This window comes from Rhizobium sp. CB3060 (assembly GCF_025200735.1).
Classification (GTDB): Bacteria; Pseudomonadota; Alphaproteobacteria; order Rhizobiales; family Rhizobiaceae; genus Rhizobium.
Window position 1 is genome coordinate 1,029,278 of sequence record NZ_CP104158.1, and the last position, 14,715, is coordinate 1,043,992.

General features: G+C 60.5%; 18 protein-coding genes. 9 read left to right on the top strand and 9 right to left on the bottom strand.

The window, feature by feature from the left end:
- Positions 1-220: 220 nt before the first annotated feature.
- The 4 genes from dprA to N2601_RS05040 are packed head-to-tail and all read right to left on the bottom strand — an operon-like array spanning position 221 to position 4,264.
- Positions 221-1,372, bottom strand: coding sequence for a DNA-processing protein DprA (gene dprA, locus N2601_RS05025; RefSeq protein ID WP_104822713.1), 1,152 nt, complete (start codon positions 1,370-1,372; stop codon positions 221-223).
- Entirely contained in the window at positions 1,372-1,989 is a 618-nt protein-coding gene (gene plsY, locus N2601_RS05030) for a glycerol-3-phosphate 1-O-acyltransferase PlsY (RefSeq protein WP_104822714.1), read from the bottom strand. Before plsY ends, dprA begins: the two co-directional genes overlap by 1 nt.
- Before the next feature lie 32 nt (positions 1,990-2,021).
- Positions 2,022-3,311 carry a dihydroorotase gene (locus N2601_RS05035; protein WP_260303819.1) on the bottom strand — a complete coding sequence of 430 codons (1,290 nt, stop codon included), beginning with the start codon at positions 3,309-3,311 and terminating at the stop codon, positions 2,022-2,024.
- Positions 3,308-4,264, bottom strand: a complete 957-nt coding sequence (locus tag N2601_RS05040; protein ID WP_104822716.1) for an aspartate carbamoyltransferase catalytic subunit — start codon at positions 4,262-4,264, stop codon at positions 3,308-3,310. The genes N2601_RS05035 and N2601_RS05040 overlap by 4 nt, the downstream gene beginning before the upstream one ends.
- A 185-nt stretch (positions 4,265-4,449) precedes the next feature.
- On the opposite strand from N2601_RS05040, the gene N2601_RS05045 reads away from it, so the two are divergent.
- Positions 4,450-6,108 (top strand): acyl-CoA dehydrogenase family protein, encoded by a 1,659-nt coding sequence (locus N2601_RS05045; protein ID WP_104825059.1) that lies wholly within the window; start codon positions 4,450-4,452, stop codon positions 6,106-6,108.
- 16 nt (positions 6,109-6,124) lie between these two features.
- Here N2601_RS05045 and vapC read toward each other — a convergent pair whose 3' ends face one another.
- Together vapC and N2601_RS05055 are read right to left on the bottom strand one after the other, a co-directional pair.
- Complete coding sequence (gene vapC, locus N2601_RS05050) at positions 6,125-6,523, bottom strand: type II toxin-antitoxin system VapC family toxin (RefSeq protein ID WP_104822717.1); 399 nt, start codon at positions 6,521-6,523, stop codon at positions 6,125-6,127.
- Entirely contained in the window at positions 6,520-6,720 is a 201-nt protein-coding gene (locus tag N2601_RS05055; RefSeq protein ID WP_104822718.1) for a type II toxin-antitoxin system VapB family antitoxin, read from the bottom strand. The genes vapC and N2601_RS05055 overlap by 4 nt, the downstream gene beginning before the upstream one ends.
- Before the next feature lie 85 nt (positions 6,721-6,805).
- Here N2601_RS05055 and N2601_RS05060 point away from each other — a divergent pair, with 85 nt between their 5' ends.
- Both N2601_RS05060 and N2601_RS05065 read left to right on the top strand, forming a co-directional pair.
- Positions 6,806-7,423: a GNAT family N-acetyltransferase gene (locus N2601_RS05060; RefSeq protein ID WP_104822719.1), complete on the top strand. Its 618-nt coding sequence runs from the start codon at positions 6,806-6,808 to the stop codon at positions 7,421-7,423.
- A 103-nt stretch (positions 7,424-7,526) separates the two neighbouring features.
- On the top strand, positions 7,527-8,186 hold the full coding sequence (locus N2601_RS05065; protein WP_104822720.1) for a TetR/AcrR family transcriptional regulator: 660 nt from the start codon (positions 7,527-7,529) through the stop codon (positions 8,184-8,186).
- On the opposite strand, the gene N2601_RS05070 is transcribed toward N2601_RS05065, so the two are convergent.
- A complete protein-coding gene (locus tag N2601_RS05070) occupies positions 8,177-8,419 on the bottom strand; it encodes a hypothetical protein (protein WP_260303994.1) in 243 nt (80 codons plus the stop codon). The genes N2601_RS05065 and N2601_RS05070 overlap by 10 nt on opposite strands.
- Positions 8,420-8,485: 66 nt before the next feature.
- On the opposite strand from N2601_RS05070, the gene N2601_RS05075 reads away from it, so the two are divergent.
- Positions 8,486-8,818 carry a DUF6105 family protein gene (locus N2601_RS05075; protein WP_104822721.1) on the top strand — a complete coding sequence of 111 codons (333 nt, stop codon included), beginning with the start codon at positions 8,486-8,488 and terminating at the stop codon, positions 8,816-8,818.
- Here N2601_RS05075 and ruvX read toward each other — a convergent pair.
- A complete protein-coding gene (gene ruvX, locus N2601_RS05080; protein WP_104822722.1) occupies positions 8,755-9,249 on the bottom strand; it encodes a Holliday junction resolvase RuvX in 495 nt (164 codons plus the stop codon). The two genes, N2601_RS05075 and ruvX, sit on opposite strands and share 64 nt — an antisense overlap.
- Before the next feature lie 118 nt (positions 9,250-9,367).
- On the opposite strand from ruvX, the gene N2601_RS05085 reads away from it, so the two are divergent.
- From N2601_RS05085 to gatA, 3 genes are all read left to right on the top strand, one after another.
- Positions 9,368-10,072, top strand: a complete 705-nt coding sequence (locus N2601_RS05085) for a metal-dependent hydrolase (RefSeq protein WP_104822723.1) — start codon at positions 9,368-9,370, stop codon at positions 10,070-10,072.
- An 88-nt stretch (positions 10,073-10,160) separates the two neighbouring features.
- Positions 10,161-10,448, top strand: a complete 288-nt coding sequence (gatC, locus tag N2601_RS05090) for an Asp-tRNA(Asn)/Glu-tRNA(Gln) amidotransferase subunit GatC (protein WP_104822724.1) — start codon at positions 10,161-10,163, stop codon at positions 10,446-10,448.
- 56 nt (positions 10,449-10,504) lie between these two features.
- Positions 10,505-11,986, top strand: coding sequence for an Asp-tRNA(Asn)/Glu-tRNA(Gln) amidotransferase subunit GatA (gene gatA / locus N2601_RS05095; RefSeq protein ID WP_104822725.1), 1,482 nt, complete (start codon positions 10,505-10,507; stop codon positions 11,984-11,986).
- A 74-nt stretch (positions 11,987-12,060) separates the two neighbouring features.
- Here gatA and N2601_RS05100 read toward each other — a convergent pair whose 3' ends face one another.
- Positions 12,061-12,318 (bottom strand): YjhX family toxin, encoded by a 258-nt coding sequence (locus N2601_RS05100; protein WP_104825060.1) that lies wholly within the window; start codon positions 12,316-12,318, stop codon positions 12,061-12,063.
- A gap of 299 nt (positions 12,319-12,617) precedes the next feature.
- Here N2601_RS05100 and N2601_RS05105 point away from each other — a divergent pair, with 299 nt between their 5' ends.
- Both N2601_RS05105 and gatB read left to right on the top strand, forming a co-directional pair.
- Positions 12,618-13,127: a GNAT family N-acetyltransferase gene (locus tag N2601_RS05105; RefSeq protein WP_104822726.1), complete on the top strand. Its 510-nt coding sequence runs from the start codon at positions 12,618-12,620 to the stop codon at positions 13,125-13,127.
- A gap of 77 nt (positions 13,128-13,204) precedes the next feature.
- Positions 13,205-14,710 (top strand): Asp-tRNA(Asn)/Glu-tRNA(Gln) amidotransferase subunit GatB, encoded by a 1,506-nt coding sequence (gene gatB / locus N2601_RS05110; RefSeq protein WP_104822727.1) that lies wholly within the window; start codon positions 13,205-13,207, stop codon positions 14,708-14,710.
- The last annotated feature ends 5 nt before the right edge of the window (positions 14,711-14,715 follow it).

The following is a 14,715-nucleotide window of genomic DNA, read 5'->3' on the forward strand; positions in this document are numbered from 1 at the left end:
GTCGCGCCGGAAAAAGGCGCGGGAGAGACGGGGTATTTCGTTTCCCCGGCCTTCCGACATGGACAGGGAATTCGCCGCGGTCAAGAGGCGAAGTCGATTTTTGCGGTCAGCGCGGCGATGCGATCCTTGCAAGATGGCATCTATGCTACAATCCTGAATAAGCGCCTTTGGACGCTCCCCGTAGGTTCTGGTCATCATATCGGAACAGCCGGCAACACTTTCAATCCAGCATCGAGATCGACACCAGTCCGCCGGGATGCCGATGCAACCGGCCGGCCATGTCGAGTTCGAGAAGCACGGAATGAACGGAGGACACCGACTGGCCGGTATGCCGGATGATATCGTCGATTTCCACCGGCGTCGGCCCGAGTGCGTCGATGATCTCCCAGCGCTCCGTATCGTCCGGTGGCAAGGACAGCGGTTTGTCGTTCTTTTCAGCGGGCGCTTCGGCAAGCTGCGGGCGGAAAAGATCGGGCTCGGCGAGAGGCCTCAGCGCCTCGATGACGTCATCCGGGCTGGTCACGATCATCGCGCCATCCTTCAGCAAACCATTGGTGCCCTCGCAGCGTGGATCGAGCGGAGAGCCCGGCACGGCAAATACCAGCCGGCCGAATTCGCCCGCGAGCCGCGCGGTGATCAGCGAGCCGGAGCGCGTTGCCGCCTCGATCACCACGACGCCCAGTGAGATGCCTGCTATCAGCCGGTTGCGGCGTGGGAAATCGCGTGCGCGTGGTTCCCAGCCGAAGGGCATTTCGCTGACGGCGAGTCCATTGCCGTCCCATATGTCATGCAACAGGCCGATATTTTCGGGCGGGTAGGGCTGGTCGAGCCCGCCGGCCATGGCGGCGATCGTGCCCGTTTCCAGGCTGGCGCGGTGAGCTGCCGTATCAATGCCGCGGGCAAGGCCCGAGACCACGGCATAGCCGGCCTGGCCACAAGCGCGGGCGATCATCGCAGTGAATTTGGCGCCGCTGATCGAGGCATTGCGCGAGCCGACGATGCCGATCGCCGGGCGGGTTGCCGTCGGCAAGCTGCCTTTGACGGCAAGAAGCGGCGGCGCACCATCGATCTCCCTCAGCGCCTGCGGATAATCCGGTTCGCCGATACCGACGAAGCGCGCGCCGAAACGATCCGCCGCTTCCAGTTCGCGCAGTGCATCCTGCTCGCTGGCAATACGGATAGCACGTGTCGAGCCGCCGCGCTGTGACAGCTCCGGCAACGCGGCGAGTGCGGCTTCGGCTGAGCCGTAGTGACGGATAAGGTCGCGAAAGGTGGAGGGGCCGACATTGTCGGAACGGATCAGACGGAGCCAGGCTATCCTTTGTTTTTCCGTCAGCGCAATTCCGGTTCGTCCTGCGCTGCCTCTTCCCATTACCCCTTCGCTCCGATCTTGGTTTCCGTGCCGGCGGTCAGCCGGGCAATATTGGCTCTGTGCTTGTACCAGGCGATAACGGTCATCAACGCCATGGCCGCGGCGATCTTGTCGGCACCCAATATCCATAATGCAACCGGAATGACAAGGGTTGCAACCAGCGCGGAAAGAGAGGAGTAGCGGGTCGTAAAGGCGATGACCAGCCAGATGATGGAGAAGATCAGCGCCATCAACGGCGCGAGGCCCAGGAGAATACCCAGGTAGGTCGCCACGCCCTTGCCGCCCTTGAAGCCGATCCAGACCGGAAAGATATGGCCGATGAAGGCGGCAAAGCCGGCGAGCACGCTCGCATCCTCACCGAAGAAATGCGAGACGATCAACACTGCGACCGTTCCCTTGAAGGCGTCGAGCAGCAGCGTTGCTGCCGCCAACGGCTTATTGCCGGTGCGCAGCACATTGGTCGCGCCGATGTTGCCGGAGCCGATCTTGCGGACATCGCCGAGACCGGCCATGCGTGTCAGAACCAGGCCGAAGGGGATAGAGCCGAGCAGGTAGCCGATGACAATAGCTGCCAGCGCCGTTGGCAGGGTCAACTGCCATGTCCAGAAATCCGCCATCACTTTCTATTCCCCATAAGCCTCAGCTTTGCCTAGAGACTGTGAACCAGCTTGCCCGCGACATAGGTCGCGACTGCCCTGCCGGTCATTCTTGCGTCTTCGAACGGTGTATTCTTCGAGCGCGACAGAAGCATGTCTTTGGCAACAAGCCAAGGCTCGTCGAGATCGATCAAGGTGATATCCGCCTTTGCACCCGGCTTCAGCGTGCCGGCATCGAGACCGAAGATCTGCGCCGGCCGGGTTGAAAGGGCGTCGATCAGCCGCATGAGGCTGACTTCGCCGCTGTGATGCAGGCGAAGTGCGGCCGCAAGCAGCGTCTCCAACCCGATTGCGCCATCCTCGGCCTCGCCGAAAGGCAGGCGCTTGGTATCCACATCCTGCGGGTCGTGCGCCGAGACGATAATGTCGATGGTGCCGTCCGCAAGCGCCTCGATCATGGCCGTGCGATCGTCCTCGGAGCGTAGCGGCGGGTAGAGTTTGAAGAAGGTGCGGTATTCGCCGATGTCGTTTTCGTTGAGCGCCAGATTGTTGATCGAGATGCCGCAGGTGACCTTCGCGCCGCGCGAGCGTGCAAGACGGATGGCCTCTGCCGATTCCGGCACGGAGATCATCGCTGCGTGATAATGGCTGCGGGTCAGCGTCGCGATCCTGAGATCGCGCTCGAGCGGGATAAGCTCGGTTTCCCTCGGAATACCGGATAGCCCGAGCCAGCTTGCCAGCAGCCCCTCATGCATTACACCGTTGGCGCCGAGATATTTGTCGCGGGTCTCGCAGGAGACGACCGCGCCGAATTCGCGCGCATAGGTCATGATGCGGCGCAGGACCTGCGTGTCGTAGACGCCGGAATGCGCATCGGTGAAGACCACGGCGCCGGCTTCCCTGAGGAGACCGATTTCCGTCATCTCTTCGCCGGCAAGCCCCTTGGTAATCGCCGCTGCCGGATAGACATTGACGACGGCCGTATCGCGCGCCGTCTTCTTGACGAATTCGACGAGGGCGATGTCATCGATGACGGGATCAGTGTCCGGCATCATGATGAAGGAGGTCACGCCGCCGGCTGCCGCCGCGCGGCTCGCCGAAGCGATGGTCTCGCGATGTTCGCCGCCGGGCTCGCCGACATGGACACGGGCATCGACAAGGCCGGGCACGGCGACGAGGCCGGTGCAGTCCCGTACTTCAGCGCCCTTCGGCGCGGCATGCCCGAGTGCATCCTTGCCGGCGGCGAGGATGACGCCGTTTTCGACGATGATCGTGCCGACTTCGTCAAGATTGCGCGAGGGATCGATGATGCGGACGTTCTGGAGGACGATCGAGTTGCTCATGCGCCAGCTCCCTCGGTGCGCGGTCCCTGGTTTTGCGAGATCAGCAGCGCCTCCATGACCGCCATGCGCACCGCGACGCCCATTTCCACCTGTTCGGCGATGACGCTTTGCGGGCCGTCGGCCACCTCGGAGGCAATCTCGACGCCGCGGTTCATCGGGCCGGGATGCATGACCAGCGCATCTTCCTTGGCCGCCTTCAATGTCTCGGCATCGAGCCCATAGAAGTGGTAATATTCGCGCACCGACGGCACGAAGGCACCGGACATCCGCTCGCGCTGCAGCCGCAGCATCATCACCACGTCGGCGTCCTTCAGTCCTTCCTTCATCGAATGGAAGACTTCCACGCCCATGTCGGCAATCCCGGCGGGCAGCAGCGTGGCGGGAGCCACGACCCGGACACGCGCACCCATGGCATTCAGCAGCAGGATATTGGAGCGTGCGACACGCGAATGCAGCACGTCGCCGCAGATCGCGACGATGATGCGCGAGAGCTTGCCCTTGGCGCGGCGAATGGTCAGTGCGTCGAGCAGCGCCTGCGTCGGATGCTCATGCTGGCCGTCGCCAGCATTGACGACGGAGCAGGAGACCTTTTGCGCCAGCAGCGAGGCAGCACCGGCGCTGGAGTGGCGGATGACGAGGACATCGGGACGCATGGCGTTCAGTGTCATCGCCGTGTCGATCAGCGTTTCGCCCTTCTTTACGGAGGAATTGCCGACCGACATGTTCATGACGTCGGCGCCGAGCCGCTTGCCGGCCAGTTCGAAGGATGCTTGCGTGCGGGTCGAGGCTTCGAAAAAGAGATTGATCTGCGTCAGCCCGCGAAGCGTCGATGTCTTCTTTTCGCGCTGCCGGCTGATCTTCACTGCCTCGTCGGCCTTGTCGAGAAGATAGGTGATATCTTGTTCGGTGAGGCCCTTGATGCCGATGAGGTGGCGGTGGGGGAAGAAGAACATGACGCTGCCCTCCGGATTTCGTCAGGGGGTCTATAAAGAGGGAGCGCCTCAGGGGCAAGCGCGGGCTTTCGTTACGCCCGCTTGTTCCCCATGCAATTTCGCTCGAATCCCGCTACAGCAGCTATGCTGTTGGGAGACGAAAGTTCCAGTTTCCTTTTGCAACCCTCTTGCTCTACAAGCGATCCATGACCCAACCGACCCGGACTGACGACACATTTGCCGAACTGAACCAGCCGAGCCTCTGGTCCGGCATCAATGCCTATCGTTCCGATCCGCTGATCGTCGATTTGACGTCCGGTCTGCCGCGCTCGACGCGCGAAGATCTGGAGCAGATGGGCCGTTATGTCACCTCGCATGAGGCGCAGGAACTGGCGCGCATGGCGAACCAGGGCGCGCCGCAACTGCGCACCCACGGCCCGCGTGGCGAACGGCTGGATGTGGTCGAGTTTCATCCGGCCTGGCATGCGCTGATGCGCCGCTCCATGGCGTCGGGCCTGCATTCCTCGATCTGGGATCCGCAGGCAGACCCGGAGGCCAAGGGCCAGTCGCACAAGGTCCGCGCCGCGCGCTTCTATCTGACCGCACAATTGGAATGCGGCCATCTCTGCCCGCTGACCATGACCAGCGCCTCGGTCGCGGCAATGATGGCATCTCCGGCCGTGCAGAAGGATTGGGCGCCGAAGATTCTCTCGCGCAAATATGATTCGTCCAACAAACCGGCCATGCAGAAAAGCGCCGTCACCATCGGCATGGGCATGACGGAAAAGCAGGGCGGCACGGATGTGCGCGCCAACAAGACGAGCGCCGATAAGGTCAGCGACGGCATCTATCGGCTCTCGGGCCACAAATGGTTCATGTCGGCCCCGATGAGCGATGCTTTCATCATGCTGGCGCAGACCAAGGACGGCATGGGCTGCTTCCTGGTGCCGCGCCTCCTCGAAGACGGTTCGGCCAACGGCCTGCAGTTTCAGCGGTTGAAGGACAAGCTCGGCAATCGCTCGAACGCGTCCTCCGAAGTCGAGTTCAGCGATACCTTCGGCTTCCTGCTCGGCGCGCCGGATGGCGGCATTCGCACCATTCTCGATATGGTGACGCTGACGCGCCTCGATTGTGCACTGGCATCCGCCGGCATCATGCGGGCTTCGCTCGCCGAAGCCGTGCATCATGCCCGTGGCCGCAGCGTCTTCGGCAAGATGCTGGTCCATCAGCCGATCATGACGCGCGTACTTGCCGATATGGCGCTCGATGTCGCCGCGGCGACCGCACTCGCCTTCCGCTTGGCGGAGGCCTTCGACAAGGCAAGCAGCAGCAGCGAAGATGCCGCCTATGCCCGCGTCATGACGCCGGTTGCCAAATATTGGTGCTGCAAGATCGCGCCCGCGCTGATCTACGAGGCGATGGAGTGCATCGGCGGCAGCGGCTATATCGAGGAGCGCCCGATCGCCCGGCATTACCGCGAGGCGCCGGTCAATGCGATCTGGGAAGGCTCCGGCAACGTCATGGCGCTCGACGTGCTGCGCGTTCTGAACCGGGGCAGGGATCTGTTCGAAACCGTCTTTGCCGGCCTTGCCCGCGACCTCGGCCCGGCCGGCAAGAAAACCATCGATGTTTTACGCGCCGCCATGGCGCTTTGCGAACAGGACGAAGGAGCAGCCCGCCTCTTGATCGAGCAGATGGCACTGGCCGCCGGCGCCGCCGAACTCTATCGCCTGGGCGCAGGCAAGATCGCCGATGCTTTCATAGAAACCCGCCTTGCGGGCGGCTGGCGCGCCACCTACGGCATGCTGGATGCCCGCTTCGATGCGAGCTACATCGTCGATTTGTTGTATCCGCCGGCGACTTGATTGCCCCGGCTCGGATTTATCCAGCTATTTGTAGACCGAGATGCTCAGACATTGGATCGAAATCCCGATCATCGTGAAGAAGCACGTGCCCTTCCTCGATGCAGAACGTGCCGATGATGACGTCTATGGTTTTTCGTACAGTAATTCCACGCTCTCGTAGAAAACGATAGTTGCGTGCCGCTTTGACTGCAAATGCATCGTTCAGCATCGGTCGAACCGTAAATTGGCGAAGACTTCTTTCGATTAGAGCCGCATGCCGATCACCACGGGCACCCTGAAGAACTTCGAGAAGTATAAGATCTCCAACCAAAATATCGGGAGGTCCTGCTGCTATCATATTTCGGAGACGACGCACGGCTTCCGTCTCTGCGTCGCGCAAAAGGGAAATCCAAACAGAGCTATCAACGACGATCACTGTTGTCGATCTCTTCGCATCTCTTCCAGATCGCCTTCCCATCCAAGCCCTGCAAGGTCCTCGAGCGCTCGTCTCTGGCGATGCCAACGAACTACACTCCGCAGAGCTTCCTCAACGGTCGCTTTTTTTGTCGACTGTCCTGTCGCAGCCATTGCTTCTGCGATTAGCGCGTCATCAATTTCTATATTTGTTCGCATTTGCAATCTCGTGTGTATGCCAATAAAGAATTATACACATCGATCCCTGGGATCGCAAACGCGAAAGCAGCCATTGAGGGTATCCATGATCAATCTCCGCCCGGTCCAACCCGATGACATCGATCAGCTCTATATCATCTCCCTGGTCACCGGCGATGCCGGCATGGATGCCACGGCGCTCCATCGTGATGGACGGCTGATAGGGCATATTTATTCGGTGCCCTATGCGACCCTTAGCCCGGAAACCGTTTTCGTCGCCGAAGATGGGGAGGGTGTCTGCGGCTATATTGCCGGGGTCTTCGATACGGTTGCTTTCGAGGAAAGGCTGGAACGTGAGTGGTGGCCGGCGCTGCGCAAACGCTATGCGGAGCCATCCGGCGATGCTTCGACCTGGGATGCGGATCAGCAGAGAAGCTTTACGATCCACCATCCGAAGCGAGCGCCCACGGCTCTTACCGATCCGTTCCCGGCGCATATTCATATGAATCTTTTACCGCGCACGCAGGGGCAGGGCATCGGTAGCGCGCTTCTCGACAGATGGCTTTCCAATGCCCGCACCCAAGGCGTCAAGGGCGTGCATCTGGGGGCAAATATCGGTAACCACAATGGCATGCGCTTCTGGGCATCGCGCGGATTTTCCCGGCTGGAACTGCCGCCAGAATTGACATCGCAGACCACCGTCTGGTTCGGCCAATCTCTCTAATCTGTGGATTGCACAGCTTTAACTCTGTCGAAGTTCATCGGCTCGTTGTTCCCTTCTGTGCGGCTTGTTATTCACCGTCTGGTGACAGGTTGGGGCCGAGATAATGCCAAGCGCAAACGCCGTTTTGAGAAAACCGATCGAAACACCCGCCGAGCCGGAGAAGCGGGTGCGCAACCGCGCCGCCACCGAGCAGGCGATCCTGGATGCTGCGAAACGGCTCCTGGCGGAGGAAGGCTTCCAGAATTTCGGCATCAACGCGGTTGCCCGCGGTGCCGGCTGCGACAAGCAATTGATCTATCGCTACTATGGCGGTCTCGATGGCCTGGTGGAGGCGATCGGCACCGATCTCGGAAGCTGGGTGACGGATCGCATTCCCGACGATACCGGCGGCATGTTCCTGCTGACCTATGGCGACCTGATGGAACGATTGGCCCTGCTTTTCCTCGATGCATTGCGCGCCGATCCGCTGATGCGCCGCATCGTCGCGTGGGAGGTGTCCGAAAATACCGAGCAGGTGCGGCGGCTGTCGGAAGCCCGCTCGAAAGCGCTGGCTGGCTGGATAGAGCGCATGCGCGGCTCGCTTACACCGCCGAAGGGGATCGATGCGATCGGCGTCAATGCCATGATCTTCGCCGCCATCCAGCATCTCGTGCTTTCGGCGACCGTCAGCGGCCAATGCGCCGGTCTTGCCCTGAAAACGTCGAAGGACTGGGAGAAGGCCGCTACCGCCCTGAAGCGGATCGTGCGCGGCGTTTACGGCTGACATTTCAGCCGCGCAGGAGATATCCACAGCCGCGCCTGGGCGTTAACCTTAACAAATGGTTTACATTGCGCCGCAACGGTTAACTGGCCACTGTAGGTGGATAAATTGTTAACCACCGAGCGTGCAGCCATGGGGTCGAGACCCGCAAAAATCGTGTTCCTTGTCGCGGCGATGATGTTCTTCGCCGTACTGGCACTCGACATAGCGGTACCGGCACTGGTTTTGAGCGCCATGGCACTGTCGAACTGGCTTGTCCTTTCGACTGAAGCGACGCAATACCCGCGTCGAAGGGAAACCGCATGAAGTGGTTGCTGATATGCTGGGCCGCACCCGTCTCGTTTCTCGGGGCGTGGTACTATCTTTCCTACTACGACATGAGTTTCGGCGTCTTCATGTTCACGCGGCAGATGCACGATCTCGTTTTTGATATCTACGGCAAGATCCTCGGCATCCCGCCCGAAACCATTCCGCCGCTGGTCGCCCGCGCCATCGCTTTCGACAGCCTGCTGGTCTTCGCCATCATAGGCTTCCGCAAGCGCGCCGTTATCCTGGAATGGTGGAAGAGCCGTCAGGTCTCGAGATCGGGAAAAACCGGCCTGCCGAGTGCCGAAAGCCTGTCCAAGGCGCCCTGAAGAATGAAGCTTGCGGCTGCCGAGTCGATGCGCTCGGCGCGTTTCGCACGCGAGACGTCCATTTCCAGCAGCGCCCGCTCAGCGGCGACCGTCGACAGCCGCTCATCCCAGAAGACGAAGGGCAGGTCGGTCTTGTCAGCCATGCTGCGCACGAAGGCCCGTGTCGCCTGCACGCGCGGCCCTGCCGAACCATCCATGTTCATCGGCAGGCCGATGACGAAGGCCGCGACTTTCTCCTTTTCAGCGAAGGAAAGCAGCACCTGCGCATCCTGGGTGAACTTCACACGCTTGATCACCGGGCGCGGCGTGGCAAACCGCCGGCCGAGATCGGACATGGCGAGCCCGATGGTCTTGGTGCCGAGATCGAGCCCGGCGATCGGCTGGCCGGGCAGGAGCATCACGGCGAGGTCTTCGATGGTCAGCGTCGTCATCAGGCTATCGTCCCCCGTCAAAACAAATTGAAGTCCGCACCGCTTTTCTTTGTGACGGTTTCGGATATGTCCTAAGACACCAGTCTTGCATTAGAAATCAAGTATTAAGGAGAAATCCATGAAGATCACTTGGCTCGGCCACTCCGCCTTTCGCATCGAAACGGCCAAGGCCAAAATCCTTATCGATCCGTTCCTGACCTATAATTCGTCCTTTGCCGGCCTCGATATGAAGGACGCCACCGCGGGCATCACCCACATCCTCTTGACCCATGGTCATGGCGATCACGTCGGCGACACTATTCAGATCGCCAAGGACACCGGCGCCGTCGTTCTCGCCAATGCCGATCTCGCCGCCTGGCTCGGCAGCAAGGGTGTCGAGAAGCTGGAAATGGGCAATACCGGCGGCACCATCTCTTTGGGTAGCTTCTCGGCGACCTTCACCAACGCGCTGCACTCCTCTGCCCAACTCACTGAGGACGGTGTTTCGCATTCTCTCGGCAACGCGAACGGCCTGATGCTGCATTTCGACGACGAGCCGACGCTGTTCCACATGGGCGATACGGACATCTTTTCCGATATGGCCCTGATCAACGAACTGCATCAGCCTGATATCGGCATCGTGCCGATCGGTGACCGCTTCACCATGGGCGGCGCGGTTGCCGCGCTCGCCTGCCAGCGCTACTTCAACTTCAAGACCGCCATTCCCTGCCACTACGGCACTTTCCCGATCATCGACCAGACGCCGGAAAAGTTCATCGCCGGCCTGGAAGGTTCGAAGACGGCCGTCGCGGCACCGAAGCCGGGCGGCAGCGTTTCCGCCTGACAAAAGTACGTTGCGTATGGCGGACATGGCCTTTATAGCGTGGTGAAAATCAATTGTTTGTTGATTAATCAACTATCCGGAGAATGCCATGTCCGTCGATCTCGCCACCGTCAAACGCGTCGCCCATCTTGCGCGTATCGCCGTCAATGAGGACGAAGCACAGCGGATGATGGGCGAGTTGAACGGCATTCTGGGCTTCGTCGAGCAGCTTTCCGAAGTGAATGTCGATGGTGTAGAAGCCATGACCTCCGTCACGCCGATGGCGATGAAGAAGCGGACGGATGGTGTCACCGATGGCAGCAAGGCCTCCGACATCGTCGCCAATGCGCCGAATACCGATCAGAATTTCTTCCTCGTTCCCAAAGTTGTTGAATAACGGCCGCACGAGCCTGTTCCGACCCATTGCCCTCATTAGATCTGAAGCGAAACAAGATGAGTGAACTGACCAGCCTGACCATCGCCGAAGCTCGCGACAAACTGCGCGCCAAGGATATCACCGCCACCGAATTGACCGAGGCCTATCTTTCGGCGATCGAGGCGGCCAATGCTCAGTTCAATGCCTATGTGAAGGTGACGCCGCAAAAGGCGCTTGCAATGGCCAAGGTCTCGGACGCCCGCCTTGCTGAAGGCAAAGCCGGCGCGCTGGAAGGCATTCCGCTCGGCATCAAGGACCTGTTCGGCACCGAAGGCATTCATACGCAGGCCTGCAGCCACATCCTGGACGGCTTCGAGCCGCACTATGAATCGACTGTCACGCAGAACCTCTGGAACGACGGTGCTGTCATGCTGGGCAAGCTCAACATGGATGAGTTCGCCATGGGCTCCTCCAACGAGACCTCCTATTACGGCCCCGTGATCAACCCCTGGCGCGCCGCAGGCTCCAACCAGCAGCTCGTTCCCGGGGGCTCCTCGGGCGGTTCGGCCGCTGCCGTTGCCGCGCATCTCTGCGCGGGCGCCACCGCTACTGACACCGGCGGCTCCATTCGCCAGCCCGCCGCCTTCACCGGCACGGTCGGCATCAAGCCGACCTATGGCCGCTGCTCGCGCTGGGGCATCGTCGCCTTCGCCTCGTCGCTCGACCAGGCTGGCCCGATCGCTCGCGATGTTCGCGACGCTGCCATCCTGCTGAAGTCGATGGCGAGCGTTGATGCCAAAGATACGACCTCCGTCGATCTGCCCGTGCCGGATTACGAAGCCTCGCTGGGTAAATCGCTCAAGGGCATGAAGATCGGCATCCCGAACGAATACCGTGTCGACGGCATGCCGGAAGAGATCGAGACTCTTTGGCAGCAGGGCATCGCCTGGCTGAAGGATGCCGGCGCCGAGATCGTCAACATCTCCCTGCCGCACACGAAATATGCCCTGCCGGCCTATTACATCGTTGCGCCTGCCGAGGCGTCCTCGAACCTCGCCCGTTACGACGGCGTGCGCTATGGCCTGCGCGTCGACGGCGAGAATATCGTCGACATGTACGAGAAGACGCGCGCTGCCGGCTTCGGCCAGGAAGTCAAGCGCCGCATCATGATCGGCACTTACGTGCTCTCGGCCGGCTATTACGACGCCTATTATCTGCGTGCCCAGAAGGTCCGCACGCTGATCAAGCGCGATTTCGAACTCGCCTTCCACGCCGGCGTCGACGCCATCCTGACGCCCGCCACGCCGTCTTCGGCCTTCGGCATCGCCGACGAAAACTTGGCTTCCGATCCGGTCAAGATGTACCTCAACGACATCTTCACGGTGACGGTCAACATGGCCGGTCTCCCCGGCATCGCCGTCCCCGCCGGCCTCGACCCGAAGGGCCTGCCGCTCGGCCTGCAACTCATCGGCAAGCCATTCGACGAGGAAACCCTGTTCAAGACCGCCCACGTCATCGAACAGGCTGCCGGCAAGTTCACGCCGGCGAAGTGGTGGTAAGCAGCGATTAGCGCCCAACATCAAAGCGGCAAAGGATAAAGTGGAGCCTGACAAGGGCTCCACTTTCGTCAGTTTTACCTATTATCCAACTGCGCCCTCACTAGCCTCAGTCCCTGTTCGGTAATCTGATAAGGATGACCGCCCGAGGATTTGATGGCTCTTAGGCGTTTGAGTTTGCGGAAGAGATCGAGGCCGAAGCCGGGATAGAGCCAGCCGTCGCGTGTGAAGCAGCGGACCGTCTCGATCTTCTTGTTTTCGGCGCGGTTGATTTCAATGCGCCCGCCTTGGGCGAGCAGATGCAGGATGCGCTGTTCGGCGCGCGAAATATCCATGGTTTTCAAGATCCGGAAAGCGCCGTAAGGCGCGACAAAACGATCCGACATTCCCTTGCGGAAAGTCGGGGCTTCGTTTCGGGCCCAGCGCGCAAGAAGACTTGCGGGCGGGGCCTTTACCGGGTCTGAGAAAAGGTGGACATCAAGACTCCATTGATGCGCCATATCTAAAGCAGGTTGTACCCGCCGGTCAAGTTTCACCCTCGTTAAACATAGGCCGCCATCCAGCGCCCGTTCTCATTTGGTGGCTGGAAAAAGCCCTTTTCCGGTGTTTTACTGCTGAAAACGGCGGGGGCCTGATGATCCACATTCGCAACGCGCACGAAGGAGAGATGGAGATATTGGCCAATATCGGCCTGCGCTCATGGCAGGCGGCCATGGGGTCGATCGGCGGCACGGACGCGCTGCTCGAAAGTGCCAGCGAAGCCTTCTCGAACTTCACCCGCGGCGCCTGGCTGACGATCACGGTCGTGGAGCTGAACGGAGTGGTTACCGGTTGGGCAGCCCGTGAAGCCTTGGACGAGAATATCTCCGATTTCTGGATCGATCCCGATCATCTGCGGCAGGGACTTGGTTCGGCGCTGCTGGCGCAGATCGAAAAGGATGTTCGGGAGCAGGGGTTGGAGAAGATCGCGGTGCAGACCCACGCCGAAAACAGCGATGCGATCGAATTCTTCAAGGCACACGGCTATGCCATTCATTGGCTTTCCGTCGACTATTCTCCGAAGCTCGATCGCGACGTGCCGACGGTCGGACTTTCGAAAGCGCTGCTCGATAGCGACGACGGGACGTATGGCGCGGGCTTATAGGTGCTGAAAGTCTTGCGCCGCACCGCCAATTGCTCTACCTCACAAAGTTCAGAAGAACAGCATTTCAAGAGCCTCTCATGACCATTGTCGACGTTCGTACGCCAGATCCGAAGCGCTTCATTCCCGGTGCCACCGGCGATTGGGAAGTTATTGTCGGAATGGAAGTCCATGCCCAGGTGCTGAGCAAATCCAAGCTCTTCTCCGGTGCTTCGACCGAGTTCGGCAAGCCGCAGAATTCCAACGTCTCGCTGGTCGATGCCGCCATGCCCGGCATGCTGCCGGTCATCAATGAGGAATGCGTCAGGCAGGCCGTGCGCACCGGCCTCGGCCTGAAGGCTCAGATCAACAAGCGCTCGGTCTTCGACCGCAAGAACTATTTCTATCCGGACCTGCCGCAGGGCTATCAGATCTCGCAGTACAAGGACCCGATCGTCGGCGAAGGCAAGATCGTCATCTCGCTCGGTCCGGATCGCCAGGGTCAGTTCGAGGACATCGAGATCGGCATCGAGCGCCTGCATCTGGAGCAGGACGCCGGCAAGTCCATGCACGACCAGCACGCCACTATGTCCTATGTCGACCTCAACCGTTCCGGCGTGGCGCTGATGGAAATCGTCTCCAAGCCGGACATGCGCTCGTCGGATGAGGCGAAGGCCTATATGACCAAGCTGCGCTCGATCGTACGTTATCTCGGCACCTGCGACGGCAATATGGATGAAGGTTCCATGCGCGCCGACGTCAATGTCTCTGTCCGTCGTCCGGGCGGCGAGTTCGGCACACGCTGCGAAATCAAGAACGTCAACTCCATCCGCTTCATTGGACAGGCGATCGAGGCCGAGGCGGTCCGGCAGATCCGTATTTTGGAAGACGGTGGGGTGATCGAGCAGGAAACGCGCCTCTTCGACCCGAACAAGGGTGAAACCCGCTCCATGCGCTCCAAGGAGGATGCACACGACTACCGTTATTTCCCCGATCCGGACCTGCTGCCGCTCGAATTCGACGACGCTTTCGTCGAGGAACTCGCAGCCGATCTGCCGGAGCTGCCTGACGACAAGAAGGAGCGTTTCGTCCGCGAGCTCGGTCTCTCGATCTACGATGCCTCCGTGCTTGTCTCGGAAAAGGCGATTGCCGATTATTTCGAGGCCGTCGCTGCCGGTCGCGATGGCAAGATCGCAGCAAACTGGGTGATCAACGACTTGCTGGGCGCCTTGAACAAAACCGGCAAAACCATTGAGGAGACTCCGGTTTCGCCCGCCCAGCTCGGCGCCATCATCGACCTGATCAAGGCCGAAACCATCTCTGGCAAGATCGCCAAGGACCTGTTCGAGATCGTGCTTACCGAAGGCGGCGATCCCATGGAGATCGTCGAAGCTCGCGGTATGAAGCAGGTCACCGACACCGGCGCCATCGAGAAGGCGGTTGACGAGATCATCGCCGCCAATCCGGATCAGGTCGCCAAGGTCAAGGCCAAGCCGACGCTTGCCGGCTGGTTCGTCGGCCAGGTGATGAAGTCGACCGGCGGCAAGGCCAATCCGCAGGCGGTACAAGCCCTCGTCAAGGCCAAGCTCGGCATCGAAGAGGAATAGGCGCC